This is a genomic window from Pyxidicoccus caerfyrddinensis (genome assembly GCF_010894405.1).
In the GTDB taxonomy this organism is placed as follows: Bacteria; Myxococcota; Myxococcia; order Myxococcales; family Myxococcaceae; genus Myxococcus; species Myxococcus caerfyrddinensis.
In genome coordinates, this window is the sequence record NZ_JAAIYA010000019.1 from 87,071 (window position 1) to 113,978 (window position 26,908).

Annotated in this window: 32 protein-coding genes; 23 read left to right on the forward strand and 9 right to left on the reverse strand. The window is 70.1% G+C overall.

Annotated elements, in window-relative coordinates:
* Nucleotides 1-10: 10 nt before the first annotated feature.
* From G4D86_RS35880 to G4D86_RS35895, 4 genes are all read right to left on the reverse strand, one after another.
* Complete coding sequence (locus tag G4D86_RS35880; protein WP_163998633.1) at nt 11-1,414, reverse strand: APC family permease; 1,404 nt, start codon at nt 1,412-1,414, stop codon at nt 11-13.
* Between the two features lie 122 nt (nt 1,415-1,536).
* Complete coding sequence (locus G4D86_RS35885; RefSeq protein ID WP_163998634.1) at nt 1,537-2,388, reverse strand: sulfotransferase domain-containing protein; 852 nt, start codon at nt 2,386-2,388, stop codon at nt 1,537-1,539.
* Nucleotides 2,389-2,590: 202 nt separating this feature from the next.
* Nucleotides 2,591-3,265, reverse strand: a complete 675-nt coding sequence (locus tag G4D86_RS53235; protein ID WP_240360646.1) for a hypothetical protein — start codon at nt 3,263-3,265, stop codon at nt 2,591-2,593.
* 50 nt (nt 3,266-3,315) lie between these two features.
* Nucleotides 3,316-3,531 (reverse strand): hypothetical protein, encoded by a 216-nt coding sequence (locus G4D86_RS35895; protein ID WP_163998635.1) that lies wholly within the window; start codon nt 3,529-3,531, stop codon nt 3,316-3,318.
* A gap of 97 nt (nt 3,532-3,628) precedes the next feature.
* On the opposite strand from G4D86_RS35895, the gene G4D86_RS35900 reads away from it, so the two are divergent.
* The 4 genes from G4D86_RS35900 (at nt 3,629) to G4D86_RS35915 (ending at nt 8,109) form a co-directional block, all read left to right on the forward strand.
* Nucleotides 3,629-4,303, forward strand: a complete 675-nt coding sequence (locus G4D86_RS35900; RefSeq protein ID WP_163998636.1) for an SOS response-associated peptidase — start codon at nt 3,629-3,631, stop codon at nt 4,301-4,303.
* A gap of 137 nt (nt 4,304-4,440) precedes the next feature.
* On the forward strand, nt 4,441-5,853 hold the full coding sequence (locus G4D86_RS35905; RefSeq protein WP_163998637.1) for a neprosin family prolyl endopeptidase: 1,413 nt from the start codon (nt 4,441-4,443) through the stop codon (nt 5,851-5,853).
* 222 nt (nt 5,854-6,075) lie between these two features.
* The gene (locus G4D86_RS35910) at nt 6,076-7,005 is read left to right on the forward strand and encodes a zinc metalloprotease (protein WP_163998638.1); all 930 of its coding nucleotides are present in this window, start codon (nt 6,076-6,078) and stop codon (nt 7,003-7,005) included.
* Nucleotides 7,006-7,233: 228 nt separating this feature from the next.
* Nucleotides 7,234-8,109: a nucleoside hydrolase gene (locus tag G4D86_RS35915; RefSeq protein ID WP_163998639.1), complete on the forward strand. Its 876-nt coding sequence runs from the start codon at nt 7,234-7,236 to the stop codon at nt 8,107-8,109.
* 10 nt (nt 8,110-8,119) lie between these two features.
* Here G4D86_RS35915 and G4D86_RS35920 read toward each other — a convergent pair whose 3' ends face one another.
* Nucleotides 8,120-9,154 carry an AraC family transcriptional regulator gene (locus G4D86_RS35920; protein WP_163998640.1) on the reverse strand — a complete coding sequence of 345 codons (1,035 nt, stop codon included), beginning with the start codon at nt 9,152-9,154 and terminating at the stop codon, nt 8,120-8,122.
* A 133-nt stretch (nt 9,155-9,287) separates the two neighbouring features.
* On the opposite strand from G4D86_RS35920, the gene G4D86_RS35925 reads away from it, so the two are divergent.
* Nucleotides 9,288-10,676, forward strand: coding sequence for a cytochrome P450 (locus G4D86_RS35925; RefSeq protein WP_163998641.1), 1,389 nt, complete (start codon nt 9,288-9,290; stop codon nt 10,674-10,676).
* A gap of 17 nt (nt 10,677-10,693) precedes the next feature.
* Here G4D86_RS35925 and G4D86_RS35930 read toward each other — a convergent pair whose 3' ends face one another.
* The 3 genes from G4D86_RS35930 to G4D86_RS35940 all read right to left on the reverse strand — a co-directional run bounded on the left by G4D86_RS35930 (nt 10,694) and on the right by G4D86_RS35940 (nt 14,049).
* Nucleotides 10,694-11,932: an extracellular solute-binding protein gene (locus G4D86_RS35930; protein ID WP_163998642.1), complete on the reverse strand. Its 1,239-nt coding sequence runs from the start codon at nt 11,930-11,932 to the stop codon at nt 10,694-10,696.
* 134 nt (nt 11,933-12,066) lie between these two features.
* Nucleotides 12,067-13,584: an Hsp70 family protein gene (locus G4D86_RS35935; protein WP_163998643.1), complete on the reverse strand. Its 1,518-nt coding sequence runs from the start codon at nt 13,582-13,584 to the stop codon at nt 12,067-12,069.
* A gap of 132 nt (nt 13,585-13,716) precedes the next feature.
* Entirely contained in the window at nt 13,717-14,049 is a 333-nt protein-coding gene (locus tag G4D86_RS35940; protein ID WP_163998644.1) for a hypothetical protein, read from the reverse strand.
* A 126-nt stretch (nt 14,050-14,175) separates the two neighbouring features.
* Between G4D86_RS35940 and G4D86_RS35945 the strand changes: the two genes are divergently transcribed.
* The 18 genes from G4D86_RS35945 (at nt 14,176) to G4D86_RS36030 (ending at nt 25,554) form a co-directional block, all read left to right on the forward strand.
* Nucleotides 14,176-14,859 carry an AzlC family ABC transporter permease gene (locus tag G4D86_RS35945; protein WP_163998645.1) on the forward strand — a complete coding sequence of 228 codons (684 nt, stop codon included), beginning with the start codon at nt 14,176-14,178 and terminating at the stop codon, nt 14,857-14,859.
* On the forward strand, nt 14,856-15,164 hold the full coding sequence (locus tag G4D86_RS35950; protein WP_163998646.1) for an AzlD domain-containing protein: 309 nt from the start codon (nt 14,856-14,858) through the stop codon (nt 15,162-15,164). Before G4D86_RS35945 ends, G4D86_RS35950 begins: the two co-directional genes overlap by 4 nt.
* 415 nt (nt 15,165-15,579) lie before the next feature.
* Nucleotides 15,580-15,957 carry a hypothetical protein gene (locus tag G4D86_RS35955; protein WP_163998647.1) on the forward strand — a complete coding sequence of 126 codons (378 nt, stop codon included), beginning with the start codon at nt 15,580-15,582 and terminating at the stop codon, nt 15,955-15,957.
* The gene (locus tag G4D86_RS35960) at nt 15,954-16,658 is read left to right on the forward strand and encodes a PP2C family protein-serine/threonine phosphatase (protein ID WP_163998648.1); all 705 of its coding nucleotides are present in this window, start codon (nt 15,954-15,956) and stop codon (nt 16,656-16,658) included. Before G4D86_RS35955 ends, G4D86_RS35960 begins: the two co-directional genes overlap by 4 nt.
* The gene (locus tag G4D86_RS35965) at nt 16,655-17,254 is read left to right on the forward strand and encodes a phiTE_072 family protein (RefSeq protein WP_163998649.1); all 600 of its coding nucleotides are present in this window, start codon (nt 16,655-16,657) and stop codon (nt 17,252-17,254) included. The genes G4D86_RS35960 and G4D86_RS35965 overlap by 4 nt, the downstream gene beginning before the upstream one ends.
* On the forward strand, nt 17,251-17,475 hold the full coding sequence (locus G4D86_RS35970) for a hypothetical protein (protein ID WP_240360647.1): 225 nt from the start codon (nt 17,251-17,253) through the stop codon (nt 17,473-17,475). Before G4D86_RS35965 ends, G4D86_RS35970 begins: the two co-directional genes overlap by 4 nt.
* Nucleotides 17,472-18,086 (forward strand): hypothetical protein, encoded by a 615-nt coding sequence (locus tag G4D86_RS35975; protein ID WP_163998650.1) that lies wholly within the window; start codon nt 17,472-17,474, stop codon nt 18,084-18,086. Before G4D86_RS35970 ends, G4D86_RS35975 begins: the two co-directional genes overlap by 4 nt.
* A complete protein-coding gene (locus G4D86_RS35980; RefSeq protein WP_163998651.1) occupies nt 18,083-18,403 on the forward strand; it encodes a LexA family protein in 321 nt (106 codons plus the stop codon). The genes G4D86_RS35975 and G4D86_RS35980 overlap by 4 nt, the downstream gene beginning before the upstream one ends.
* Nucleotides 18,400-18,729, forward strand: a complete 330-nt coding sequence (locus G4D86_RS35985; RefSeq protein ID WP_163998652.1) for a hypothetical protein — start codon at nt 18,400-18,402, stop codon at nt 18,727-18,729. Before G4D86_RS35980 ends, G4D86_RS35985 begins: the two co-directional genes overlap by 4 nt.
* A complete protein-coding gene (locus tag G4D86_RS35990; RefSeq protein WP_163998653.1) occupies nt 18,719-18,892 on the forward strand; it encodes a hypothetical protein in 174 nt (57 codons plus the stop codon). Before G4D86_RS35985 ends, G4D86_RS35990 begins: the two co-directional genes overlap by 11 nt.
* On the forward strand, nt 18,885-19,874 hold the full coding sequence (locus G4D86_RS35995; RefSeq protein ID WP_163998654.1) for a DUF5131 family protein: 990 nt from the start codon (nt 18,885-18,887) through the stop codon (nt 19,872-19,874). Before G4D86_RS35990 ends, G4D86_RS35995 begins: the two co-directional genes overlap by 8 nt.
* Complete coding sequence (locus tag G4D86_RS36000) at nt 19,867-20,553, forward strand: ASCH domain-containing protein (protein ID WP_205520003.1); 687 nt, start codon at nt 19,867-19,869, stop codon at nt 20,551-20,553. Before G4D86_RS35995 ends, G4D86_RS36000 begins: the two co-directional genes overlap by 8 nt.
* Complete coding sequence (locus G4D86_RS36005; protein ID WP_163998655.1) at nt 20,550-21,101, forward strand: DUF1643 domain-containing protein; 552 nt, start codon at nt 20,550-20,552, stop codon at nt 21,099-21,101. The genes G4D86_RS36000 and G4D86_RS36005 overlap by 4 nt, the downstream gene beginning before the upstream one ends.
* A complete protein-coding gene (locus G4D86_RS36010) occupies nt 21,098-21,283 on the forward strand; it encodes a hypothetical protein (protein ID WP_163998656.1) in 186 nt (61 codons plus the stop codon). Before G4D86_RS36005 ends, G4D86_RS36010 begins: the two co-directional genes overlap by 4 nt.
* Entirely contained in the window at nt 21,280-23,391 is a 2,112-nt protein-coding gene (locus tag G4D86_RS36015; protein WP_163998657.1) for a DNA cytosine methyltransferase, read from the forward strand. The genes G4D86_RS36010 and G4D86_RS36015 overlap by 4 nt, the downstream gene beginning before the upstream one ends.
* Complete coding sequence (locus G4D86_RS36020) at nt 23,388-24,053, forward strand: hypothetical protein (RefSeq protein WP_163998658.1); 666 nt, start codon at nt 23,388-23,390, stop codon at nt 24,051-24,053. Before G4D86_RS36015 ends, G4D86_RS36020 begins: the two co-directional genes overlap by 4 nt.
* Nucleotides 24,050-24,286, forward strand: coding sequence for a hypothetical protein (locus tag G4D86_RS36025; protein ID WP_163998659.1), 237 nt, complete (start codon nt 24,050-24,052; stop codon nt 24,284-24,286). The genes G4D86_RS36020 and G4D86_RS36025 overlap by 4 nt, the downstream gene beginning before the upstream one ends.
* A complete protein-coding gene (locus tag G4D86_RS36030) occupies nt 24,283-25,554 on the forward strand; it encodes a hypothetical protein (RefSeq protein WP_163998660.1) in 1,272 nt (423 codons plus the stop codon). The genes G4D86_RS36025 and G4D86_RS36030 overlap by 4 nt, the downstream gene beginning before the upstream one ends.
* Here the strand turns inward: G4D86_RS36030 and G4D86_RS36035 are convergent.
* A complete protein-coding gene (locus G4D86_RS36035) occupies nt 25,541-26,854 on the reverse strand; it encodes a hypothetical protein (protein WP_163998661.1) in 1,314 nt (437 codons plus the stop codon). The two genes, G4D86_RS36030 and G4D86_RS36035, sit on opposite strands and share 14 nt — an antisense overlap.
* Between the last annotated feature and the right edge of the window lie 54 nt (nt 26,855-26,908).

Below are 26,908 nucleotides of genomic sequence, written 5' to 3' on the forward strand. Positions count from 1 at the left end.
TCGGTGCGGACTACGGCTCGCCCACGGCCGCCGGGGCCGCTGCCCTCCCGGCCGTGCGCCGCCGCCAGTACAGGAACACGGGCACGCCCGCGCCGAGCAGCAGCGTGCCCTTGAGGGCGTTGAGCGGGTTGGAAGCCGTGGAGCCCAGCACGACGTACAGCGCGGCGGCAATGAAGAGGAGCGGGGTGACGGGGTAGCCGGGCACTCGGTATGCGACGCGGGGGATGCGTCCCTGGCGTTCGCGGGCGCGGTAGACGAAGAGCGTGGCGGCCGTGGCTCCGAAGACGAGCCAGTCGGCGAAGACGACATAGTCGAGCAGCTCGCCGTAGGTCCCCGTGCCCGTGAGGAGGATGGCCCAGACGGCCTGGAAGAGGATGGCCGTGGCGGGCGTGCGGTAGCGCGGGTGCAGGCGGGCCAGCTGGGGGAAGAACAGTCCATCCGCGGCCATGGCCTGGTAGACGCGGGGCGACACGAGGATGACGAGGTTGAGGAACCCGAAGGTGGAGAGGGCCACGCCCGCGGTGATGAACGTGCGGCCCGCGGGGCCGAGCAGCTGGCCGAGGGCGTCCGCCGCCGGGGCGCTGCTCGCCGCGAGCCCGCCCGCGCCGAGCGTGCGCAGGTAGGTGAGGTTCGCGAGCAGGTACACCGTCACCACGCCAATGACGCCGAGCAGGAGGGCGCGTGGCAGGTTGCGCTCGGGGTCCACCATCTCCTCGGCCACGAAGTTCGTCTGCTGCCAGCCGCCGTAGCTGAAGAGCACCGGGACCAGCGCCGCGCCCAGGGCGAGCACGATGGAGTCCGGCGCTTGCGGCGCGGCGGCGGCCTCCACCGCGGGCGAGGGGCCGGCGAGCAGCAGGCCGGCGCCGATGAGCACGGCGAGCGCCAGCAGCTTGAGCACGGTGAAGACGTTCTGTGTGAGCGCGCCGGGTCGCACCCCGAAGTAGTTCACCCCGGAGAGCAGGACGATGGCGCCGACGGCGAGCGGGAAGCGGAAGTCGGGCCCGAGGCCGGTCAGCGCGAGGGTGTAGTTGGCGAAGGTCACCGCCACCGCGGCAATGGCGCCGGTGGCAATCATCAGCATCATTCCCCAGGCGTTGAGGAATGCCGGCAGCGGGCCGAAGGCATCGCGCAGGTAGACGTAGCTGCCGCCCGCCTTCGGAATGCGCTGCCCCAACTCCCCGTAGACGAAGGCCCCGATGAGCGCCACCCCGCCGCCGAGCAGCCATGCGCCCAGGGTGAGCCCCGGCGTGTGCACGCGCTGCGCGACGATGGCGGGGTTGAGGAAGATGCCGGAGCCGATGATGCCTCCGATGACGAGCATCACTCCCGAGAAGAGGCCGACGCGACGCGCATACCCGTCACGCGGCTCGCCGGAGCGGGCTCCGGCTTCATCAGGAGGAAGGGAGGGGCTCATGGCCGGCGAGCATAGTCCGCCGACGCCAGGAGGTTCGGCCTCCCGTCGAAGGAGACGGCGAGGTTCTACGCCGTCTGCAACCTGCGCCGTGGAGCGGCACGGCGCGGCGAGCGTGGCGAGCGCTAGAAGCGCTCCGCCTCGCCAAGCCCGAGGTCACCCCGGAGCTTCGCCAGGTTCCGCTCCAGCTCGGCGGTGTGTTCCTCGCGGAACTGGCGCCGCTCCCCCGAGCCGCCCTGGCGGATGAAGTTGCCGGGGGAGTCCTCGTGCATCGTCAGGCGGAAGTCGAACTTCGGGTCATGCCGCTTCATGTACGCGAAGCTGCACTTCTCCAGGATGTCCGCCATGCGCTCCTCCGGCACGGGAATGCCGAGGAAGGCGGCGACGCGCCTCGCCTGGGCTCCCAGGTCCTGCCGCATGTCCTCGTAGCGCACCCACAGGACGTTGGCGTCAGTCCGGTGGGGCATCCACGAGCGCATGTAGTCGTACCAGCTTCCGAAGGAGCACTTCCCTTTCACCATGCCGCCGATGAACGGGTCGAACGACGAGCGGAACCGCTGCGCCATCTCCAGGTGGTGGTAGCAGGAGATGAAGGTGTCGTGGGCGTCGCGGGTGACGAAGATGATGCGCGAGTCCTTCGAGGGCCGTAGCGCCCCGTAGGTCATGTGCGTCTTGAACAGCCGAGGTGACGGCAGCTTCTCCAGGAAGTCGAAGCGACCCTGGCGGAGGACAGACTCGAAGTAGGGCGACTTCTGGGAGATGTGGTCGAACTCCGCGAGCCCCCCGCTGAACAACTGCACCAGCAACATCTGCATCCACGTGGTCCCGGACTTCGGGTAGGTCGCGATGAAGATGTCCTCGGGCCGGGGCCGGAACTCCAGCCGGTAGCGGAGCAGCTCCCGGTACCGCTGCCCCCAGTTGTAGAACCGGCCGGCGAGCGCGACCGGCGGAGTGAGCACGTTCAAGAGGAGTTTCATCGGCCACCGCATGGGCAGGACCTCGGGCCAGTCATCTCGGAAGAGGGGGGGGCAATAGCGTATACACACTGCTTCCGGAGGGGCCAGGACTCCCGCCGCCGCGCTCGGGGAATGCGGGCGGACTTCACGGTGCGTTGGTGGCTGGGATGCTTGGGGCCCCGAAAGGCAAAGCTGCCTGGTTTGAAAGCGATTCCCCCGGGCGTCAGTCCCCGGACACCGCGAGCTGCCAGTCGCCCTTCGCGCTGATGCCCACGCGCAGGCCGAGGTAGCCCGTCCCGCCCTCCTTCATGGCCCGCAGCTGCTTCTCCGGGTAGACGCCCACCACGGCCTGCCAGTCCTTCTCCGCGCCGGTGACGTGCACGGCGGGCCAGAAGTAGAGGTCGCCCTGCTTCGCGGGGGAGAGGTTGAGGACCTGGACCATCCGCGCCAGCACGGGCTCTCCCTCCTGCTCCGCCTTGCGCCAGGCCGCCGCCGGGTCCTTGCCGTCACCGAAGGAGAAGCGCAGCCCCTTGCCATTCGCATCGGCCAGCTTCGCGAGCGCCGCGTAGTCGCACGCGACGGCGGCGGCGATGATGCGGCGGCGCATGCCCTCCACGAGGGGCGGCGGGGGCGGAATCGGAATCAGCGTCTTCGCGCTCAGCGTGCCCGCCGAGCACGCCGCGCTCCCCGCGTCCGGCGAGGCGGGCGCACCGGCCTGGGCTCCCGCATCCTCCAGCCCCGCGTCGACGGCCTCGGGCTCCGGGGCCCCGGAGTCGGGCACCTCGGGAGCGGCCTGCACGGGGGGCGCCCCGGCGTCGACGGTGGCGCCCGACGGACGCTCGGAGCAGGCGAGGACGGAGACGGCGAGACAGGCGGACAGCAGCGCGGACCGGTTCATGGCGCGGCGTTGTAGACCAGGGCGCGCGCGGCGGGCACCGGCTTCGAGGCTCAGCCCCCGTCCTTCGGTGACTCGATGACGACGGCGAACGGATCGAACGGCGCGTCGTCCCGCTTCTTCTTCTTGTCGGGCATGCCGTACTCCCCGGTGGGGTGGTCCGGCCGCACGGAAGCGTACGGGTCTATCTTCACCGGCACGCCGAACACCTTCGGGTTCTTCTTCGGCTCCGACGGCTTCCCAAAGTTCGAACCGCTGTCGTTGCTCATGCCCGCCAGTCTACCGCGACGGCCGTCCGCCTGCTTCCTGGCACCCCCGCCGCGACTTGCTTGGGGACCGGGCCAGACGGGGCGATAATCCCCGGCCATGTGTGGACGTGTCACCGTCAGGACTTCTCCCGACCAGCTCGTGGCCGAGCTGGGACTTGCCGGCATCCGCGCCTCGGTGGACCGGCCGCGCTACAACCTGTGCCCCACCCAGCTGATGCCGGTGGTGCCCAATGACGGCGCGCGCATGCTGGACACCTTCCGCTGGGGCCTCATCCCCTCGTGGGCGAAGGACGCCAGCATCGGCAGCAAGCTCATCAACGCCCGCGGCGAGACGGTGGCGGAGAAGCCCAGCTTCCGCTCCGCCCTCAAGAAGCGCCGCTGCCTGGTGCTGGTGGACGGCTGGTACGAGTGGAAGCAGTCCACGAAGCCGAAGACGCCGTTCCACTTCCACCGCAAGGACGGCAAGCCCCTGGCCCTGGCCGGCCTGTGGGAGGAGTGGACGGCGCCCGACACCGGTGAGGTGCTCAACACCTGCACCATCATCACCACCGGCCCCAACGCGCTGATGGCGCCCATCCATGACCGGATGCCCGTCATCCTCTCACCGCAGTCGCAGGAGGTGTGGCTGCGCCCGGAGCCGCAGGACGCCGCCGTGCTGCTGCCCCTGCTGGTGCCCTTCTCCGAGGACACGCTGGACGTGTACGAGGTGGACCGCGTGGTCAACTCGCCCGCCAACGACACGCCCGCATGTGTGGCGCGCATCGCCGCCTGAGTCGCACCTCAGGCGCTGTCGCCTCCTGAACGCTCTCGGAAGTCCTTGTCAGACCTTCAGGCTAAGTCGGCTTTGGCGCGATATTCAGCTATCGCGTCGATAGCAGATTTAACCCGTTGTCTGTCGAGAGGCATTCCATGAAGAAGGCGAAGCAGACCCGTCGTCCCGAGCAGCGCTGGCTGGTGCGGCTCGGATTCGTCTCGGTGGTGGGGCTGGGCCTCGTGGGCTGCGCCGGGGAAGAGGCGGAGGCCGCGGCGGCGCAGGCTCCGGAGTCCTCCTCCGCGAGCCTCGGGCTGGTGGAGCGCGTGCGCGACGGCAAGGAGCTGGCGCGGATGGAGAAGTACCTCGAGTCGCTCTACGACGCGAAGGACGTGGTGCACCACTTCAGGAGCCGCGGGGGAGACGACATCGACTGCGTCCCGCTGCACCTGCAGCCCGCGCTGCGGCAGCCGGGCATGGAGAGCCACCGCATCCAGCTGGCGCCGAGCACCCTGCCGTCGCCGGACCCGACGGCCATCGCCGCGGACCCGGCGTCGCCCAGGCGCGACACGCGGCCCACGACGCTCGAGGCGGGCCTCTCCGGCCCGGGTGACGTGGACGCGGCGGGCAACATGCGCCGCTGCCCCGAGGGCACGGTGCCCATCGTCAAGCTCAAGCTGGAGACGCTCAAGCGCTTCGAGACGCTGGACGAGTTCCGCCGCAAGGTGCCCAACCACCTCGCCGGCCGGCTCCCCGTGGACACCGGCAAGCCCCGCGGCTTCGAGGGCATCGAGCCGCCGCGCAACGGCCCCACGGCCCAGCACCAGTACGCCCACGCGCACCAGTGGGTGGACAACATGGGCGCCGAGAGCATCTTCAACGTCTGGAACCCGTACACCGAGCTGACCAGCGAGTTCAGCCTGTCCCAGATGTGGGTCGTCCGCGGCTCGGGCGCTTCGCTGGAGACGGTGGAGGCCGGCTGGCAGAAGTACCGGGACTTGTACGGCGACGACAACTCGCGCCTGTTCATCTACTTCACGCCGGACAACTACGGCAGCGGCGGTTGCTACAACCTGAGCTGCGGCGCGTTCGTCCAGGTCAACAACACCGTCCCCATCGGCGGGGCCTTCAGCAACTACAGCACCTCCGGCGGCACGCAGTACGAGTTCAAGCTGATGTGGTACAAGGACGGCACCGCGGGCGCGTGGTGGCTGAAGTACGGTGACATCTGGGTGGGCTACTACCCGCGCACCCGCTTCGACACCAACGGCCTGGCGAACAACGCCTGGTCCATCGACTTCGGTGGCGAAATCATCGACAACCGGAACCTCAACCTGCACACGTCCACGGACATGGGCAGCGGCGCGTATCCCGCCTCGTGGTTCCAGTATGCGGCCTACCAGAAGAACCTGCTCTACGTGAACACGAGCAACGTCTACTCGGACCCGTCCGGGCTCACCGCGTACCGCGACGACGCGTACTGCTACGACATCTCGCTGGGCAATGACCCGGGGAACTGGGGCCGCTACTTCTTCTTCGGCGGCACCGGCTACAACGCCAACTGCATGTAGCCGCACCCTCGCGGCGGGAGGCGGGTGGGCGCTTCGTGCCCACCCGCTTCACCCGCACGGCGGAGACGGGGTGTGCAGAAGCGCCCGGAATCACGGAGCAGTGTTCAGTAAGTCAGGAAAATAGACGCCCGGGCGGAAACCTCGGAGCCCCAATAAACGATAATCTCCTCCAGCGGCGGGCCACGGTTGGCGCGCCGTTTTTTTCCTCTTGGAGGCGTATCAATGAAGGGTCTCTCCCGATTCGGTGTGCTGAGTGCGTGTTTCCTCGCGACGGCTTGTGTTTCCAAGGAGGAGCCGACGCCGGCACCCGAGGGCGCGGAGTCTTCCGAGCAGCAGGGCCTGTCGCACTCCAAGGCGGATGGTTCCCGTTGCGGCACGCGTCCGCTGACGGACGCGGAGGAGCAGCAGGTCAAGCAGCATCTGGCGAAGTTCACCGGGGCCTCGGAGAAGAAGCCGGGCGGCAGCGGCGGCGGCACCACGGTGACGGGTGGCACCATCAACGTCTACTGGCACGTCATCAACAAGGGCACCGGCGTCAGCAACGGTGACCTGACGGCGCAGATGATCAACGACCAGATGACGGTGCTCAACAACGCGTACGGCGCCTGGGGCTGGCAGTTCAACCTGGTGGCGACGACGCGCACCACCAACGCCACCTGGTTCAACACCTGCGACGTCGTCTCGGTGGAGACGGCGATGAAGACGGCGCTCCGCCAGGGCACGGCGGACGACCTGAACCTCTACACCTGCAACCCGGGCGGCGGCCTGCTGGGCTGGGCGACCTTCCCCAACTGGTACGCCGGCGCGCCGAAGGATGACGGCGTGGTGATGCTGTACTCGTCGGTGCCGGGCGGCTCGGCGGCGCCCTACAACCTGGGCGACACTGCCACGCACGAGATTGGCCACTGGATGGGCCTGTGGCACACGTTCCAGGGCGGCTGCGCCAAGACGGGCGACGAGGTCTCCGACACGCCGGCCGAGCGCAGCGCCGCGTACGGCTGCCCCGCCGGCCGCGACACGTGCAACGGCACGGGCGTGGACCCCATCAACAACTTCATGGACTACACGGACGACTCCTGCATGGACCGCTTCACCACGGGCCAGGACACGCGCATGGACCAGATGTTCAGCGCGTACCGTCTCAACAAGTAGTCGTCGCGAGTTGCGCCACACCTGACGCCACCGGGGCCCTCGAGTCCCGGTGGCGTCTGTCTTTTCGCGGGGCGGGCACACGTGGGCGGGCTCGGGCCCCGTCAGGAGGAGGGGGCCCGAGCGTCTGGGACGCTCGAACGCCCTGGCGGGGCTCTCGGGGAGGCGCCACGCCGGCGCTCTCGCGAGGGGACTGCTCGCCCCGGGCCCTGCCTGGTGACGGAAGAATCGATGCTGGACCTTCTCTTCGACATGGAGACGAGCGACCCGGACGACGCGCTCACGCTCTGCCTGCTGGCAACGCACCCCCAGGTGGCGCTGCGCGCGGTGACGGTGACGCCCGGCTCGCGGGCCCAGGTGGGACTGGTGCGCCACCTGCTCTCCCGTGCGGGGCGGGGCGACGTGCCGGTGGGCGCGCGCAACCCGGGCGCGGAGCGCGACAGCGTCTCCGGCTTCCACGGGGCGTGGCTCGGGCAGGTGGCCCCCGCGGAGCCGGATGCGCTGGCGCACGAGGTGCTGGCCCGCACGCTGGCGAAGTACCCGGACGCGGCGCTGCTCACGGGGGCACCGCTGCAGAACCTGCGGCTGCTGCTCAACGAGCACCCCGAGGCGCGGCTGGTGCGCTGGGTGGCCCAGGGCGGCTTCGCGGGGGACAACGTGGTGCCGCCGGAGCACCGGCTCCCGAAGTTCGCCGGCCTGCGCACCTGTCCCACCTTCAACTTCAACGGGGACCCGAAGGGGGCGCTGCTCGCGCTGTCCTCGGAGCGCATCGGCTCGAGGGACCTCGTGTCGAAGAACGTCACCCACGGCGTGGCGTACGACGTCGCCTTCCACGAACGGATGCGCCCCCACCGGGACGCGACGGCGGGCCTGGCGCTCGTGTTCGAGGCGATGGAGCACTACCTGCGCGAGCGGCCAGAGGGGAAGCTGCTGCATGACCCCATCGCGGCGTGCGCGGCCATCGACCGGGACATCGTCACCTGGGCCCCGGTGGAGGTGGTGCGCGAGCGCGGCGAGTGGGGCTCGGAGCCCGCACCTGGCTCGAAGACGTCCATCTCGGTGGCGGTGGACCGGGAGCGCTTCTTCCAGACCTTCGTGCGCGCCTGAGGCCGGGCCTTCAGGTCTCCGGCCGGGATGCGTGCGCCTTCTGCCAGGCCAGCGGCGTCTCACCGCTCCAGCGGCGGAACGCGCGTGTGAAGGCGCTGGGGTCGCTGAAGCCGAGCAGGAAGGCAATCTCGAACTGGGCCAGCTGTCCGTCGCGCAGGAGCTGGAAGGCGCGCTCTTTTCGCACGGCGTCCTCGAGGCCGGCGAAGGACGCGCCCTCTTCCCGCAGGCGGCGCTGGAGGGTGCGCTCGCTCACCGCGAGGCGGGTGGCCACCTCCGCAGGGCCCAGCTCTCCCGTGCGGGGCTGGGCGGCCAGCACCTCGCTGACGCGCTCGGTCCACGTGCGGCGCTCGGAGGCGTGCAGGTCGGCCAGCGCGGCCTCGGCGCGAGCATGGAGGAGGTTGCCCAGGTCGATGTCGGCATGCCGGATGGGGAGCGAGGGGATGGGCTCATCCGCCTCCATGACGTAGGCGCTCGCGCCGTACTCGATGGGGGTACCGAGGAAGTCCTCCACCGCCGCGGAGGCCCCATGGCGCGGATGCGCGAAGCGGACCCGGCGGGGGCTCCAGTGCGTTCCCGTGAGGGTGCGGCCGGTGGCCACCAGGCTCAGCAGCAGCCCCTCGGGCGGGTGCCGCAGCTTCACCGCCCAGGCGTCGTCGGGGTGCAGCCGCAGCTCCGCGCGCATGCCCGAGGGCGTCGCGGTGGTGGTCCACCCGGTGCGCGGGTCCAGCAGGGTGTTGACGCGGCAGTAGCGCACCATGGCCGTGCGCAGGTCCGGGCTGTTGACGAGCACGTAGCCCACGAGGCCGAAGTGGGTGGGCTCCAGGGACTCCGCCAGCCGCACGCCGAGCGGCCAGGCACCCCCTACTGAGACGAGCAGCTCCCAGACGCGGCGCAGGGCCTCGTAGGAGACGCGGGTGTCCGGAGCCGCCAGTCGCTCCTCCGTCTCGCCGGTGGCCTCGAGCAGGCGCGAGCGCGGGATGTCGAGCGACTCCCCGACGCGAAACAGGGTGCGGAAGATGGAGGACTGGAGCGTCTGCGGACGCATCGGGTGGGGGAGCATGGACCAGCGGGCGAGGGGCCGCAATGTGCCCTGGCGCTGGGGGACAACGGGTTGGCGGCGCGGGACAATGCACCGGCTCCCCGTTCGCGACATGTCTTGGAGCGCAAGGAGACCCGACATGACGACCACCGCCGTGCGCTCGCCGGACACCACCTCTTCCCGTATTGCCCCGGGCCCCCGGGGGCACCTGCTGTGGGGCGTGCTCCTCGAGGCGCGCCGCGACGTGCTCGGCCTGCTGCTGGGGACGGCGCGGCAGTACGGGGACGTGGCCCGCTACCGGGTGGGCCCCATGACGTCGCACCTCATCAGTCACCCGGACGGGGTGCGGCGCGTGCTGCAGGACCACGTGGAGAACTACACGAAGGACCACATCTCATACCGGCTGGTGAGCCGCGTCGCCGGCAACGGGCTGCTGACGAGCCAGGGCTCCTTCTGGCTGCGGCAGCGGCGGCTGGCCCAGCCCGCCTTCCACCGGCAGCGCATCTCCGCCATGGCCGAGGGCATGACGCGGGCGACGGCCGCCATGCTGGAGCGCTGGGCCGCGCCCGCCGCGCGCGGCGAGCCGGTGACGATGGTGGAGGAGATGATGCGGCTGACGCTGACCATCGTTGGGGAGGCGCTGTTCGGGGCCTCGGTGGGGGACAAGGTGGCGGTGGTGGGGGGCGCGTTCAACGTGCTGAGCGAGCAGACCACGACGCGCTTCCGCACGTTGCGCCTGCTGCCGCCGGTGTTGCCCACCCGCTATGACCGCGAGTTCCGAGCCGCGAGCCGGGCGTTGCGGAGCACCGTGATGGACCTCATCACCGAGCGGCGCCAGGGCGACGGGGACCGGGGCGACCTGCTCTCCATGCTCATGCTGGCGCGGGACGAGGAGACTGGCGAGGCGATGACCGACGAGCAGCTCCGCGACGAGGTGCTCACGATGCTGGTGGCCGGCCACGAGACGACGGCCACGACGATGAGCTGGGTCTGGGCGCTGCTCGAGCAGCACCCGCACGTGGAGGCGAAGCTGCACGCCGAGCTGGACGCGGTGCTGGGCGGGCGCCTGCCCACGGCCGGGGACGTGCCCCAGCTGGGCTACACGCGCATGGTGGTGGAGGAGGCGATGCGGCTCTACCCGCCCGCCTACGTCTACAGCCGGGCCGTGAAGGAGGATGACGTCATCGGCGGCTTCCGGATTCCGGGTGGCACCATGGTGGATGTCAGCCCCTACGTCACGCATCGCCACCCGGACTTCTGGGAGCGCCCCGACGAGTTCCTCCCGGAGCGCTTCTCGCCCGAGGCCGCCGCGCAGCGCCCGCGCTACGCGTACTTCCCCTTCAGCGGCGGGCCGCGCCAGTGCATCGGCAACGGCTTCGCGATGATGGAGGCCCAGCTCATTCTCGCCACCGTGGCCCAGCGCTACCGGCCGAGGTGCGTCCCCGGCCACGTGCTGGCGCCCGAGCCGCTCATCACCCTGCGGCCCAAGGGCGGCCTGCCCATGAATCTGGAGTCGCGCACGGCCTGAGCGCCGGCGCCATCGGCTCACGGGGCGCTGGGAGGCGGCGTGGGCCCCGGCTGCAATTCCTTGAGCAGGGCCTGCTGTAGCGCCTTCCTCACCGCCGGGAAGCCCTGGTTGGGATAGGGCCTGGCGGTATCCAGGAACAGAATGAATTGTTGATACATCGGGTCGGAGGCGGCCGCTGTCTTCTTGTAGAAGGGCTGACTTGCCTGGAGCAGGTAGCGCGGCGATGCACCCGGCGGGGCATCCTGACTGAAGGCGATGAGCGCGCGCACTTCTGGCGTGCTCATGTACGTCGCGAAGGCCTGAGCCGCCTGGAGACATGCCCCGGAGCACTTCGCGTTGAAGACCAGCCCATCCACGAACAGGGTTGGATGCGTCCCTCCGCCAAGAGGGACTGAGATGGCGTGAGGCAGGGGCATCGCGGGGTTGCTCTTCCGGATGAAGAACAGCCGCTCGGTGAAGCCCACGAAGCCGTTGGCCTTCCCCTGGGCAAAGGTCTCTTCGGCCCGGGTATTGTCTTCGTAGCTGCCATCCAGACAGGGGTTCGTGGCCCCGCCCGGAGCGCAGCTGTCGACGACTTCATCGAGCCTGGTCATCGTCTTGGCGTCGAGCGGAAGCTCGAGGGCCTTCTCGAGGCCATCCGCCGAGTGGGTGTCCGCCCAGGCATCCATGTAGATGGCGGGGAGGGTCCAGCTCCCCTTGTAGTTGCTCACCAGTGGCGTCCGGCCAGGCTGGCTGCTGGAGAGGATTCGGATGAGTGATTGACCATCCGTGGCCGACCCGAAGTCCGGGTTCCCGGTGTAGACGACATGGGAGCAGAGATACGTGGGCACGGCGTAGCTGGTGCCTTGGATGGCCGTTGCTTGTCGTGCGCTGGGAAGGACATCCGCGCTGGTGAGTTGCACGGGTTGAATCCATCCCCTGGACACCAGGTCGCCGAGCAGCAGCATGTCGACCTCGACGACCTGGGCGGCCTCGGCGCTGTCTCCGAGGAGTCGATTCAGGGCGCCGCCGTCGTTCAGGTCATACAGGTCGACGTCGTCGTCGATGACGACGGTCAGGTCGATGTCCGGATGCTTCTGCTCGAAGCCCTTCTCGAGGGCCTGCTTGAGTGCGGAGAACTCGTCCCCCGCTGAGTCCGGGATGTAGGGGAAGAGAACGGCCTTGAGCTGCCGTGTTTGCGCTGGCGGAGGTTTCTGCTGGCCGGCACACGCGCATACGGCGAGCAGGACGATGCAGCCCAGGGCTCTGTGCCTCATGACGCAGCCTCCTTGAAGGGAGTGGGAGGCTGGGAGACTGGCAAGGCCCCGTACGAAGCAGTCCGCCGGGCGCGCGGAAGTCGCGCGCCAGTGTCGTGTGGCGCACGTTCCAGGCTCGTGAGAGCCCGGGGGCGCTAGGTGTCGGCGCGCTTGGGCGCCCGCAGGTCGGTGATGGGCAGCGGGTGTCGGGCGCCCTGGGGTGAGACGAGCGCGGCGTTGAGGACGAAGTCCTGGCCCATGCGCAGCTCCAGGGTGGTGGGCCCCTTGTGGGTGGTGCGCCAGTCCAGGTCGATGCGGACGGTGCCCAGCAGCTCACGGTCGACGGTGGTGGTGTCGAGCGACTCGAAGAGGGCCACGGAGATGGGGCCCGGAATCATGGGCAGCTCCAGGGAGATGGACTTCGTGGCGGGCACGGGGGTGTTGGCGGGGATGACCTCGTGCTGGGCGCCGCCGGGCACCATGATGCCGATGGGCATGGGCACCACGTCCGCCAGGCCGGAGATGCCGCGCGCCAGGTTGCGCCCGAGGATGGCCGCGCCCACCGCCACGCCCAGCTCCGGGTGGACCTCCTTCTCCGACGACAGCCGCTTGAAGTGACCGAAGCGCTGGCGGATGACGGGCATGCGCGTCTGGCCGCCCACCATGACCAGCTCGTCAATCTGGTCCGGCTTCAGCTTCGCGCGCTCCAGCACGTCGTCGCATGCGGACGCGGTGCGCTCGACGAGCTGGAACACCATCTCCTCGAGCTGCTTGCGGGTGAGGGTGTAGTCGAAGTCGATGAAGCCGCCGTCCTTCTGGGCGATGCAGGGCACGCGCAGCACCGTGGCGTCGCGCTGGCTGAGGGACATCTTCGCGGACTCGGCGGCGAAGACGAGCCGCTGCATGACGACCTTGTTGCCGCGCAGGTTGATGCCGTGCTTCTGCTGGAAGTCCTGCACCAGCATCTCGACGATGCGCTCGTCGAAGTTGGCGCCGCCGAGGAAGGCGTCACCGCCGGTGGCGAGCACCTTCACGACCTTGTTCTGCACGGCGAGCAGGGTGGCGTCGAAGGTGCCGCCGCCCAGGTCGAACACCATGACGGTCTGCTCGGGGTTGCGCAGGTTGGCGTAGTAGAGCGCGGCGGCGGTGGGCTCGTTGATGATGGCGCGCACCTGGAGGCCGGCCTGCTGGGCGGCCTGTCGCACCGCCTCGCGCTGGCGGATGCTGGCGTGGGCGGGCACGGTGAGCACGCACTCGCGGAAGGGCTCTCCGGCGGTGTGGTTCGCCAGGGTGAGCATCTGCCGGATGATGAGGTAGGCGACCTCGGTGAGCGAGGTCATCTTCCCGTACATCTTCACGGCGGTGTAGCCGTCCGGGGCCTCCATCAGCTCGAAGGCGTACTTGTCCTTGTGCTGGGTGACGTACTCGGACTGGAAGCGGCGCCCGAGGAAGCGCTTCGCGCCGAAGACGGTGTGGCTCGGGTCGTCGATGATCTGCCGCCGCGCCGCGTGGCCGACGATGGACTTGTCCGCCGCGTGGAACCACACCACCGAGGGCAGGGTGAAGCTCTTGTCCGTCACGGGCACGACGCGAAGCTTGCCCGTCTTGTCGAAGAAGGCCGCCGAGGTGTTGGTGGTCCCGAAGTCGATGCCGAGGATGGAGGCCGAGCTCATACGCGCGGAAGTCTCCCACGTCCGGGGGCCCGCTTCAGCCCCCGAAGTGGTGCGCCGATATGAATGATGGACCCTGTGTGTCCGGCCGCCCGCCGCTGCGACTCCGTGTCTCTGGCCGCTGCTCCGGGCTTGTCAGCGCGCCTCGTGGGCTCCGCTGCCTGCCTGCTCCGGGCCGCCGGGCGCGCTCGCGCATTCGAACTGCACCTGCGTGTAGAAGTCGCCTTGCGGTGTCCCAGTCTGCTTGAGGATGCCCAGGCACGTGCAGGTCTCGGAGCCGGCCACCAGGCCAGTCGAGTTCGTCGAGTACCAGGTGCGAGTCCAGCCGAAGCTCGCGGGGCATTTATAGAGCAGCGGCTGCTCGGTGCTGTCGAGCGCCTCCGGCGCCGCTTCTTCGGAGGGACCTGCACCACAACCACCGAGGAACAGGGCGGCGACACCGGCGATGACGACGTGCTTCGTCAACATGATGGGCTCCTACCTGTGGAGATGAGGCAAACAGGTAATGCTAGATTATCATGCTTACTGGCGCGGGCGCCGGGTGGTGAAGTCTCGGCCCCTGCCTCCGAGAGGCGGCGTGTAGCATGCGCCGCCATGTCGACCGTCGACCGCGCACTGGTCCGTGATGTCGCCGCCATCGCCGCGGCGGCGGGCGTGGTGGGGGTGTCCTTTGGCGCCATCGCCGTGGCGGCGGGCGTGTCCGTCTGGCTCGCCTCGGCCATGTCCATGCTGGTCTTCGCGGGAGGCTCACAGTTCATGGTGGTGGGCGTGGTGGCCGGTGGCGGAAGCCCCGTGGCCGCGGTGCTCGCCGGGCTGTTGCTGAATGCGAGGCACCTGCCTTTCGGCATGGTGGTCTCCGACGTGTTGGGTCGGAGCTGGCCGATGCGGCTGATTGGCACGCACCTGATGGTGGACGAGTCGGTGGCCTTCGCGCTCGCGCAGCAGGACCCCGCGAAGCGGCGCGCCGCGTACTGGCTCTGTGGTGGGACGCTGTTCGTGTCGTGGAACATCGGCGTGCTCGTGGGCGCGCTTGCGGGCCGGGCCCTGGGGAACCCGGATGCGCTGGGCCTGGATGCCGCATTCCCCGCCGCGATGTTCGCGTTGCTGCTGCCGTCGCTGCGAGCCTCGGCCGACACGGCGGAGTCGAAGCGCGCGGCGGCGGTGGCGCGAAAGGTGGCGCTGCTGGGGGCCGCCATCGCGCTCGTCACCACGCCGTTCCTACCCGCTGGCCTGCCGGTGCTGCTGGCGCTCCTGGGTTTGTCGGTGGCCTTGCGATGACGCTGCTTCCCGTCCTGCTCCTCGCCGCCGGCACGTACGCCTTCCGGCTCGCCGGCCCGCTGCTCAGCCAGCGCATCCAGGTGTCCGCGCGCGTGCAGCGGCTGCTGACGCTGTCGGCGATTGCGCTGCTCTCCGCGCTGGTGGCCACGGCGACGCTCACGTCGAGCGGCGGCTTCGGAGGCGCGGCCCGCCCGACCGGTGTGGCCGTGGGGGCGGTGCTGGCCTGGTTCCGGCTGCCCTTCGTGGTGGTAGTGGTCGCCGCAGCGGGGACGGCGGCGGTGCTGCGCATGCTCGGCGTTCCGTAACCCGCGCGCCCTCGGGGGAGGCGTGCAAGACGGACGAAGGCGGGCTCACGCTGTACTGCATGCGGCGGGGATGGGGAGGCCTACGACTCCGACTGCCCGCGCCGCAGGCCCAGCGCCTTCATCTTCTTGAAGAAGGCCGACGGGCTGACGGAGTTGGTCGGGGTTGATAGGGCTGTGAATTCGCGCACTTCCGCGCCACGCCGGGTTGATGGAGTTGTCGCGTCGCGGAAGGCGTCGGATGCCGGTGAGCACACCATGGGCACACGGGTGGCCACGGCGCTGCGCCTCTCCTCGGCTGCCGTGAGCCGGGCCCTCCCGGTGCTGATGCCCCTGTACCACCAGCAGCATGCCCCCTCCCAGGATGGACCGCCGTGGGACTCATGTCCCACGTGCCTGCTCCTCCTGGGGGTGGGCCATGGCTAGCCGGCGCAAGTCCTCCTCGCCCGCTCAGCAGCCGACGAAGCTCGACTCCGTCGAGTCCTTCAGGGCCACGGTGCCTCCCGTCGAGGGGTGCACTGTGTGCGCGGTGCAGCTCCGGGGCGGGGCCTGCCTGGAGCACGCCCTCCGGTCGGCCCTCACCATCTCCGACGTGATGACCGGCGCCTTCCGGGAGGCGGTGCCGCAGGCCGTGGAGGGAGAGCGCGTCCCGGGGCTGGGGCAGGCGCTGCGCGCGGTGCTGGACCTGGTCCAGGGCAACGCGGACGCCCTGGGCGAGATGGAGTCCATCCCGGGGGCCACGCTCCTGGGGCTCGCGCTGCAGGTGCAGGCGCTGGTGCGCGGGGTGCTCCGGTGACGGCTTGCACCTCGACGTTCGACGTCTGGCCGTGCACCGAGCGTGGGCGGCGCGCCTATCACGAGGACGCGGTGGGGCACCGTCCCGGTCCGGAGACGGCGGTGTACGCGGTTGCGGACGGGCTGGGCGGGCACTCCGGCGGTGATGTCGCCGCCCAGCGCGCGGTGCAGGCCGTCCTGGACTTCGTGCCGGGGCCCGGGGACCTGGCCGGCATCGCCCGCGCTGCGGTGGGCCTCGCGCACGAGCTCGTCCTCGATGAGCAGCGCCGCACGGGCACCGACTGCCGCACCACGCTGGTGCTACTGCTGGTGCGTGGCGCCCGGGCCGTGGTGGCGCACGTGGGCGACTCCCGAGTGTACCGCCTGCGCTGTGGCGTCCTGGAGCAGCTCACCCAGGACCACCGGCACCCGGAGTCCCGGCACGTCCTCATGCGCTGCCTGGGCAGCCAGCGGTACGAGGACAACGCGCCGGTACCCGATGTCCGCGAGCTGGAGGTGCAGCCCGGGGACGTCTACGCCCTTACCACGGACGGTGTGCACGACACGCTCGGCACCGAGGGCGTCCGCGGCGTGCTCCGGGAGATGGATTCGGTGCTCGGCGCGCGCTGGGCCGCCGAGGAGCTGGTGGCCCGGGCTCTCGCCCAGGGCAGCACCGACAACTGCACCGCGCTGGTGGTGCGGCTCCCGGGAGGCGCCCTGTGAGCGCCCCCACCGTGTGGCAGCACCGCGTGCGCGGAGAGAAGGGCCAGTGGCTGGCGGACGTCGTCCTTCGCTCGGATGGCTTCTTCGCGGCTGTCTCTGGCTGGGGCAGCTACGCCTTCAGATGGACGCACCCGGGCATGCCCTTCCGCGCCTTCGTGGCTCAGCTCGAGGGCCAGGACTCCTACGTGTGCAGCAAGTTGGACCGGCGCGACTGGTTCGACGGTGAGGCCACGCTCAAGAGCATCCGGCAGCACATTCTCGAATACCGGCGCGACGGCAACATGTCGAAGGCGGAGGCGGCCAAGGAGTGGGACATCCTCACCGACATCGTCGGCGGAGGCGTCAAGGCCGAGGCTCGCGACGCGGGGGAGTTGGACCTCTACCAGTACTTCCAGTGGCACGACCGGACCGGGCTGGGTGACGCCAGCGAGTTTGGCGTCTACGGGTACCACCCCGACTTGCGCGGCTTCTGTCGCGAGGTGATGCCCCGGCTCGCCACGCTCCTCCGCGCCGAGCTGGCTGCCGCGGTCCCCAACGGCGAGCGCACGGAGTGCAGCGTCGACCCCGCGCTGGCCGGGAAGGCGGTGGCGCCGTGAGCATCACCGGCCACTTCAGCAGCATCAGCCAGCGTGGGCCCATCGGCCACATCTGCACCCTGCGCGCTCCCGGCCTTGAGGTGGAGGTGCATGCCCGCACTCGCCAGGACGCGGAGGAGAGCGCGGCCCTGGTGCTCACCCAGGAGCTGCGCCGGCGGGAGCTCGCCGCCCGCTACCCGCGCGCCCAGCAACAAACGCTCAGCACGCGGAGGCCGTCATGAGAACCACTCAGCGCCCGCTCACCGCCGCGGAGCAGCAGCTCGTGCCCGGGGCCCGCCGAGTCGTCTGGTGGGCTGTCCATCGCTTCATCCGGCACCACCCCGTGGCTCGCGGCTACGAGGACGACCTCGCCAGCTACGGGTGGTTGGGCGCCATCTACGCGGCGCAGCGCTGGAGCCCGGATGGGGGAGCGTCCTTCAGGACGTTCACTCAGCGGCCCGTGAAGCGCTTCGTGGCCAGGGGCTGGCTGGCCCTGGTCGGCGTCGTCCGCGACGAGCACGGGGCGTATGTCGAGCGCCAGGAGGTGCCGCTCGACGACGTGCTCAACGTCGTTGTCCCACCCACGCAGGAGCGGGCGGCGGAAGCGCGTCGGCTCGGCGCCTCCATCGGCGAGCGGCTGTGCGCGCATATGCGGCCCGGCACGACGCAACCCGTCCGCGAGAAGGCCGTGCGCGCCTACCTGCTGCACCTCCAGGGCGAGACCCTGGAAGCCATCGGCGCGGAGTTCGGCGCTACGCGCCAGCGCGCGCACCAGGTGCTGACCCTAGCCGAGCAGGCCGCGCTGCGCTGGGCCGCGTCCATGAAGCCCCACTGGGAGAGGAGCGCGGCATGACGTCCTGCAACCGCCGTCCACCGCCTGAGCACGGCCCCGCAGGTGGAGCCCCCACTCAGCGCCAGCAGGAGGTGCTCGCCTTCATCCACGCCTTCAAGGCGGAGCACGAGGTCGCGCCGAGCATCCGCGACATGTGCGAGCGCTTCGGATGGGCGTCCACCAACGGGGCTCAGGACTTCCTCCTCCGTCTCCAGAGGCGGCACCTGTTGACGTGGCTCCCTGGCGTCGCGCGCTCGTGGCGCCTCACAGAGTCCGGGAAGGCCGTGGCCGAGGGCTACCTGCGCCAGCACCCCGAGTTGCTGGAGGTGGCGCCGTGAGCTGCGGCCTCCTCACCACGCCCGCCACGCGCCGCCTGGCCGTGGCGTACCTCGTCGCTACCACGCCCGTCACCCGCGCCGGCCTGCTGCTCCTGCGCCTTCACCGCGACGCGCAGCTCATGCAGCCCGGGGGCTGCCTCGTGTGCTGGAAGGCGAGGCCGCTCGTCCAGCAGCTGAAGGAGTCGCGCGAGCGGCCCGCCATGACGTGTGGGCACGTCCGCTGCGTCCGGCTGGTGCGCCAGCTCCGCGACAAGCAGTCGGGGCTCCACGAGCGCGCGAAGGCCGGCTTCGTCGCTGCGGTGGAGGAGGGCGCCCGTGCTGCGTGACGCCTCCAGCCTCCTCGACGTCCTGGCCTCGCTGCTGCATCTGGCGCTGGCCGCCTCCCTCTGGGCGGAGCGCCGCCGGCTGCGCCGCGAGTACCCGCCCAGGAAGTCCAACCCTCGCCGTACACCCACGCTGCGCGTGGTGTCTGGAGGTCGCCGTGGCTGACAAGAGCGCTATCGAGTGGACGGACGCGACGTGGAACCCGGTGCGCGGCTGCTCCCGGGTGTCTCCCGGGTGTGGTGGCGGGACACCGGGCCCGCTCAAGGGCGGCTGCTATGCCGAGCGCATGGCGGCGCGCTTCTCCGGGCCGGGGCAGGCCTATGAGGGGCTGGCGACGTTCACGCCTGCGGGCGCGCGGTGGACGGGCGCCGTGCGGGTGGTGGAGGCGATGTTGTTCCAACCGCTCGCGTGGTCGCGCCCGCGCCGCATCTTCGTGAACAGCATGAGCGACCTGTTCCATGAGAACCTGGCGCTCTCCGACGTCGACCGCATCGTGGCGGTGATGGCGATGTCGCCGCAGCACACGTTCCAGGTGCTGACGAAGCGCGCCGCGCGGATGCGGGACTACTTCAACGCGCCGGACTTCGCTCACCGCCTGGGCGTGGTCATGGCGAAGATGCTGGCCGACAAGCCGCGCCTGCTCCGGAAACGCGCCACCGCGCCCATTCAGCTCCCGCTCCCGAATCTCTGGGGAGGGGTGTCCGTGGAGGACCAGCAGCGCGCGGATGAGCGGGTGTCCGCGCTCATCGCCACGCGCCTCGCTGTGCGTTTCCTGTCGTGTGAGCCGCTCCTCGGCCCCGTCCGCATTGGCCTGCACGGGACGATGCCGAAGACGGTCAGCCCCCGCTACGCACCGGTGGCCGATCGCATCCACTGGGTCATCTGCGGTGGCGAGTCCCAGGACGGAGCGCGGCCGATGCACCCTGCCTGGGCGCGTGCGCTGCGCGATGAGTGCGTCTCCGTAGGCGTGCCGTTCTTCTTCAAGCAGTGGGGCGAGTGGGTCTCGGTGAGCGAGGTGGCGGGCCCCGGCGCGCACCACAGCTTCCCGGACGGCAGCACCGTGCGGCGTGTCGGAAAGAAGGCAGCCGGCCGCGAGCTGGACGGGCGCACCTGGGACGAGTTCCCGGTGGAGGTGTCCCGTGCGTGAGCGGCCGCTGCTGTTCTTGGCGCCCATGGTGCTGGCCATCCTCGCCGGACGGAAGACGGTGACGCGGCGAGTACTCACCGCGAGCTTCCCGCCGGTCGGCAAACGCGTCCCGGGGCCTGCCTACGAGCGCGCTTCGATGACCAACGACGCCGCGCTGCTGAAGGGGGACAACGTGGAGCCGCTCACGGTGGTCTGTCCCTACGGCCAGCCCGGGGACCGGCTATGGGTGAAGGAAACGTGGCGGCCCGCGGCCTCGTCGCTGGGACAGCGCATAGGGTGGAGAATCACCTACGCCGCTGATGGCGCCGTGCTCTTCTCCGACCTTGCGCGCGTCGATGCGGCGTGGCGCTGCCCGGCTGCGGCAAAGCGCGGGAACGTCACCCCGCTCTTCATGCCGCGCTGGGCTTCCCGCCTGACGCTGGAGGTGGTGAGCGTGCGCGTCGAGCGCCTCCACGACATCACCGAGGAGGACGCGCGAGCGGAGGGGGTTGAGCGGCATCCGACGGAGAACGGCTGGCGGAACTACGAGCCGGAACCGCACTTCGAAGGCGTCGCGTACCACACCACCGCGCGCGAGTCGTTCGCATCGCTGTGGCGGTTCCTCAACGGCGCTGAGTCCTGGGACGCGAGCCCGTGGGTGTGGCGCGTGGAGTTCAAGCGCGTGGAGGTTGCCCGGTGAGCGCGCACTACCTCGACTCCGGGGCGCTCCTCAGCGCATGCGGGACCTACCGCTACAGCCTCTGGCGCGCGTGGGATGCCGTGGCCGTTCCGCGCGTCGCGCTGTGGCTCATGACGAACCCGTCGGACGCGGACGGCACCCGCGACGACCCGACGCTGACTAGGTGCGTGCGCTTCTCCCAGGCGTGGGGGTGCACGGGGCTGGTGGTGGGCAACCTCCAGGCATACCGGACCCCGTACCCCGCCGCGCTCGCTGTTGCCGCCGCTTCAGGCGTGGACACGGTCGGCCCTGCCAACACCGCCGTACTGGCCGCGCTGCTGGCCGCCCCGGAAACGGCGCTCGTCATCGCCGCGTGGGGCGCGCACGAGAACAATGCTCTCAGCGTGCCGCACCTCCTCGAGTTCGCGCGCGCCGCGGAGCGCCAGCTCCACTGCCTCGGCCGTACCTCGGACGGCAGCCCGCTTCACCCGCTCGCCCGTGGGAAGTCGTTTGTCCCGTACACGCGGCAGCCCGTCCTCTTTCGGGGGCTGGGCGAGGAGGCGCCATGAGCCGCCGCTCCCGCACCCTCGGGCTCGTCGCCCTGGCGCTGTGCTGCACCTGCACGGGCGTCTGCTTCGCCCGCGTCGAGCCTCACGCCTCCCATGCCGCCGCGCTCGCGGCTGGCGCCGTCGTCGCCACCCTCGCCGCAGTGCTGCGCGCCGTGGCCCACCTCACCCGGAGCCGTCCATGAGCTGCATCCGTCAGCACGAGTTCACCATCGGCTATCTCTTCTCCGGGGCGGGCGTCGGCGCCTTCGGTGCCGATTGCGCCCAGGTAGAGGTGGACGGCCACCGTGCCATCGTCCGCAACGTCGGCGGCATCGACTTCGAGCAAGAGCGCTGCGACACCTTCACCAAGCTCACCGGCGCCCGTGCTCTGTGCGCCGACATCGGTCGCATGCGCCCGCGCGAGCTGCGCGCCTTCTTCGGGCCCCGCGCGCCGTACTTCATGAAGTGGTCGCCCCCGTGCAAGGGCGCCTCGCGGCTCACCTCGAAGGCCCGGGCCGCGACGAAGAAGTACCAGGACATGAACCGGCTCGCCGTGAAGGCCGCGCGCAAGGTGCTCGCCGCGTGGAAGGGCGACGAGCGGCCCGTCATGGTGGTCATCGAGAACGTGCCCGCGTACCGGCACCGTTGCCCGGAGAACCTGAAGGAGGTGCTCCGACTCGGCCGGCGTGCCGGCTACGAGGTGTCGGTGGTGGAGCACGACCTGGGCGAGGAGGCGGGGCTCGCGCAGGTCCGCCAGCGCCTCACCATCACCTGGAAGGACGTGAAGCGCTGCCCGGTGCCGGTGAGCATGCCCAGCAAGAAGCGCCTGCGCGGCGTGGGGGAGGTGCTCGGACCGCTTCCCTTCCCGGACGACCCGCGCGCGGGGAAGCACCACCGCCTGCCGCGCATCGAGTGGCTCAACGCCGTGCGCCTGGCGCTGGTGCCCCCCGGTGGGGACTGGCGCGACTTGCCTCCGCGCGGTGGTGTGGTTGCGTGGCTGGAGCAGCGCGGGCTGTGGCCCGCCGGCGTGGAGACGGGCCCCTTCCGCGAGCTCATCGAGGAGCAGCTCGGCAACCCGGTGCAGCCGGGCCAGCAGCGCCGCGAGGTGTTCCGCCGCGAGCCCGTCCAGGCCTGGGCGGAGCCGGCGCCCACCGTTTCCGGCCCGGGCGGCATGGGACTCAAGGCCGTGCAGGACCCGCGCGGGCTGGAGGATGTCGCACTCACGCATGCGCGCGTCGAACGCTTCTCCGACCAGTACCGCGTGCAGGACTGGGACGTGCCGGGAAAGACGGTGACAGGCACGAAGGACGTGCAGGCGGGCGGCCCAGTCATCGCGGACCCTCAGGCACTGGACGCGTTGCCCCTACGCGCGGACGGGCGGAAGGGCACCTGCGGCGTCATCCGGTGGGATGGCCCGGCCGGCACCGTCATCGGCATGCCGTACGTCTCCGGTGGCAGTACGCCTGTCTCCGTGGCGGACCCGCGCGCCCTCGATGGCATCGCCATGGGCACGGACAACCCCTTGCGGCACCGGAACAAGTACGCGGTGGCGGGGTGGGACCGCGCCGCGGGCACAGTGACGGCCGCCACCCGGCCGGGCTCCGGTGCCCCCTCCGTCGCGGACCAGCGTGTCCTCGAGCTGCTAGGGCTCGGGCAGACGGCGAAGGGCTCCGGCACCTACGCGGGCCGGCCGGGTCTCTTCGGCGTGCTGCGCGAGGAGGAGCCGGCTTCCACGGTGTCGGGCTCCGCAGCGGTGAGCAGTAGCAACACGCCGGCCGCGCTCGCTGACTCCCGGGCGCGAACCGCGCTGGAGGCGCTCGGCGTGGGCCTCACCTGCCGCAACGGCTTCTATGGCGTGCTGGAATGGGATGCCGCCGCGCGCACCGTCACCGGCAGCCTCCAGGTGGACAACGGCCCGGCGACGGTGGCCGACCCGCGCCCGCCGCCCCGTCTCGTCATCGACATCCGCCTGGCCCTGGCGCTGCTCGCCGAGGGCTGGGAGGTGCCGAAGGGCGCGCTGGCTCCCGCCGTCATCTCCCCGCTGTCCGGCTGCTGGCACCGGCCCCTCACCACGTTGGAGCTGGCCGTTCTCCAGGGCCTGCCTCCGGTGGTGGACGGCGCGCCGCTGGAGTTCGTCTCCACGTCGGACGCGCGCGTGCGCTCCATGGTGGGCGACGGCATTCCCGCTGGCGGCGCGCTGGTGTGGACGGAGGAGCAGCTGAAGGCCGCGCTGAAGTCGAAGCTCGGGTACGGCTGGAGCCTCGTGCCGGACCTCTGGTTCCACCCGGAGTTGGAGGGGTACGCGGCGTGAGCGCCTGCGCCAGCCACCCAGGGCGCGCGCCCCTCCTCGCCGTCACCGTGCCCCAGCCCCTCGCGTGGGCGGCCATGGTCCGCAACGCGCCCGTGCTCAACATGACGGCGCCGCCGCCCGACGCCTTCCTGGGCGGCTACGTGGCCGTCTGCGCGGCTGCCGAGTATGAGCCCGCGCTCGCCTCGTGGATGTCGACCTGGTGCGCAGTGGGGGCGCCGCCGGCCGCCGAGTTGCCCGCGTGCGCGGTGGTGGCGGTGGCGCGGCTGGAGGCCGTCTCCCGGTACCCGGACGCGCCGCGCGAGTCGCCCTGGTACGCCGGCCCGGTGGGTCTATGGCTCGCCGATGTGGTGCCCCTGCCGGAGCCGGTGGCCTGCGAGCCGGACGTGACGGCCCTCTACTGGACGCTGCCGGACGAGGTGCGCGCCCAGGTGCGCGCGGCCTACTCCACGGTGCGGCAGGCCGACGACGCCCGGTGGCGCGCGTACGAGGAGCAGGCGGCCGCCGCTCTCCGCGCGCCGCCCGCGCCGGGGCTGAAGGCGCGGGTGCTGCGCCTGTGCTCCTGTCGCCGGGCGATGACGCCGTGCCCGGTGTGCCGCGCCTTCCGGTGCGGCAACCCGGCGTGCCCGCCCCACGCGTGCGCGCAGGAGGCACGCCGCCCATGAGCTGCCCCGAGGACAAGCAGCAGGGGAGAGGCACCCAGGGCCGCGCCACCTGCGAGCTGCGCCACCTGACGTGCCAGTTCGGCTACCGCGTGCTCGACGGCACCGGCAGCCGGCCGCAGCGCGTGGAGGTGTCCATCCCCGGGTACCGGGCCACGTGGCGCCGCATCCCCGGGGGCCTCTACGAGCGCGAGCCCGACACCACCGAGTCCGACACCCGAGGGGAAGTCCCATGACGTCGTGCTCCAGCCGCGAGGACGCGGCTCTCACCGAGGACTCCGACGACGTGCCGCCCGGCCACGTGCGGCTGCGCTCCGGCCAGGTCGTCACCGCGGAGCTGGCCGCGCAGGTGCTGCCCGCCCCCCGGGGTGGCAAGGCCTCCCAGCGCGTCCGCGAGGAGCGCTCCGGCGAGCCTGAGGACGTCGCGGTGCGCTCATGCGCGTGTGCCCACGTGGAGGAGGTGCTCGCGGCCCTGGCCGAGGAGCGCGCGTCCCGGGTGCGCATGGAGCAGTTGCTCCAGCAGACGTTGGAGATGCTCGCCCAGGCGCTGGAGTCCCGGCCCGCTGGCGTCCCGGCGCAGGTGCCGGTGTCCCCTCCTGCCGCGTCCCCTCCTGTCCCCTTCGCCGTCCCCCCGTCCCCTGGGGACGCAGGGGGGCATGTCCCCCGGGGACGAGGGGACATGAAGGGGGGTAGGGGGGAAGCAGCAACAGCGACGACGAAGTCGGAGCGGTTGCGAGAGAGAGACAGGCGCAAGAAGCAGAAGAAGAGAGCAAGACTGAAAGCAGAGAAAGAAGCTGCTGCTGAAGACGCGCGCGAGGCGTCTCCCGTCCCCCATCCCCCGTCCCCCGGGGACGCGTCCCCCTCCGTCCCCCCGGGGGACATGTCCCCTCCGGCCCGCGCGCCGGTACCGCCCGCTGTCCGCCGGAAGCGCGCGTGGATGGACGACTCGCCGCTGGGTCCGGAGAAGGCCTTCTTCGCGTGGTGCCAGGAGGCGCGCGTCGCCCGCTTCCCGGGGGCCGTCCACGAGGCGGCGCCTTCCGGCTGGGGCACCTGGTACGCGGAGGCGCTCGCCGCAGTGGGCGGCGACGAGGAGCGTCTTCGGGGGGCGTGGCTGGCATGGCTGGAGGACGCGTGGGGCCAGGGCCGTCGCCCTGTGTGCCCGGCGCGGGCCTTCATCGCACCGGAGGTATGGCGCCGGCACGTGCCCGGGCAGGATGTTCCCGCTGACGGGAGCCTACCGTCCGTGCCCGTCAGCGCCGCTGACGCCCGCCGCCGGGCCGCCCTCGCGGTGGGGCGGGGCGAGGAGCCGCCGCGCATCGCGTGCGCCACCGGGTGCGGCGGCATCAGCTGCACCGAGGCGTGGGGCCACGCCCTCTGCCCGCGATGCTGCGCGCGGGTGGAGGCGGAGGTCCGCACCTGGACTGGGGAGAACGTCAATGCGTGGGTGACGTCGCAACAGGCACCGCCGGCTATCCAGCCAGAAACCATGCTCACCGCTTCTTGAGTTGGTTTATGGCCTTGCGATCAAGTTCCACTTTTGTTCCACCTGGGAGTTCAATAGTCGCACCAGCAGAGGCGCCAAATATGGCAGAGGCGAGCTGATCTGCAGGATGGAGTGGCTCGTCTCTCTTGACGTCAACGGCAACAAACAGGCCATCCGAAAGCCGATTGAGCAGCTCATTCGGGATCTCCGTCCCTTTCTCCTCCTTCCACTCCAGCGCCATCTCCACAACCCAACTTGCCCTGTCGAGGTCTAGATCGAATCGCTTCTGACGAAACTCCTCATCGGCGTGAGATTGGAACCAGCGGTTATTCCAGCGAAGAAAGAATACGGAGGTGCTCGCAAAGGCGACCGCAAATGCCAGTTGTTTTGCAGTAGTGGTAATAAGATCAAGTGAAGAGGTCGGACTCCCCCCGGTAAGTTGTCGGAAACTAATATATGAATAGGCGACAACCCCTCCAAGAGAAATCAGAAGCAACGCAGACGTAAAAATAAGAACTGGAAGGCGAAGCCCGCGGGTGCCCTGCGTTAACTCAAATTTTTCACTTCTTTTGGCAAGCTCCTTCTTTAGATCCTGCCTAAGTTGCCTTCGAGCATGCGTACTCTTGCTGTCGTCGACCTCTTTTAGTTTCTCACTAATAGCCGTCTCTTTCTCTGCGATGCTTGCCCTCTCTTTGGCAATTTCTTCATCGAGCAGCCGCCTGCGCTGAGCGTGCTCTTCCTGTAGTTGAGTCGCACGAGACTGGTACTCGCTTTCGAGTTGACTGCGTACATTTCGCGCGTCCTGGGTTAATTGGCTCGCTATGCGGTTGATGGTTGATTCAAGCTGTGAAATTGCGGCCTCGCGGAGTTCATAGTGGCGCTGAAGTTCAGGAGTGATTATTGACCTAAGCCCTTGTGCGGACAGAAAGTCCGTGGAGCGTAGGTTCTCGCGTAGGCGATGCACTAGGTTTGTAATCTGGATTTTTGTTGCCTGCGCCGGATTGGAACCATAGTTGCCCAGGTTCAAGGTAAGAGCGTCAGTCGGGCTGCCTGCCTGTCTGCTTATTGTGGCGTACAGGTTCTGGGCAAATGAGAATTGAAAACTTGAAATGGAGAATGCATTTAGCGCGAGCGTTTCTGCCAGCTCGCCAGCGGGTGGGCTCCCGTCTCCAGGCATGCGTAGTGAACTGCCAAGCTCGGTTTGCATGCTTGCCTCGCGAAATGGCAGATCGCAAGCCCGCAGGGCGCTCAGTAGTCTGTTGATTAATTCCTGATCGGTGTGTTTTGATATTTGTATCGTGATATTCGGAAGATTGGACATGGCCCGCTCGGTCGGAAGTGTACTGGCGCACAGCCTACTGCGATGGTGCATGTT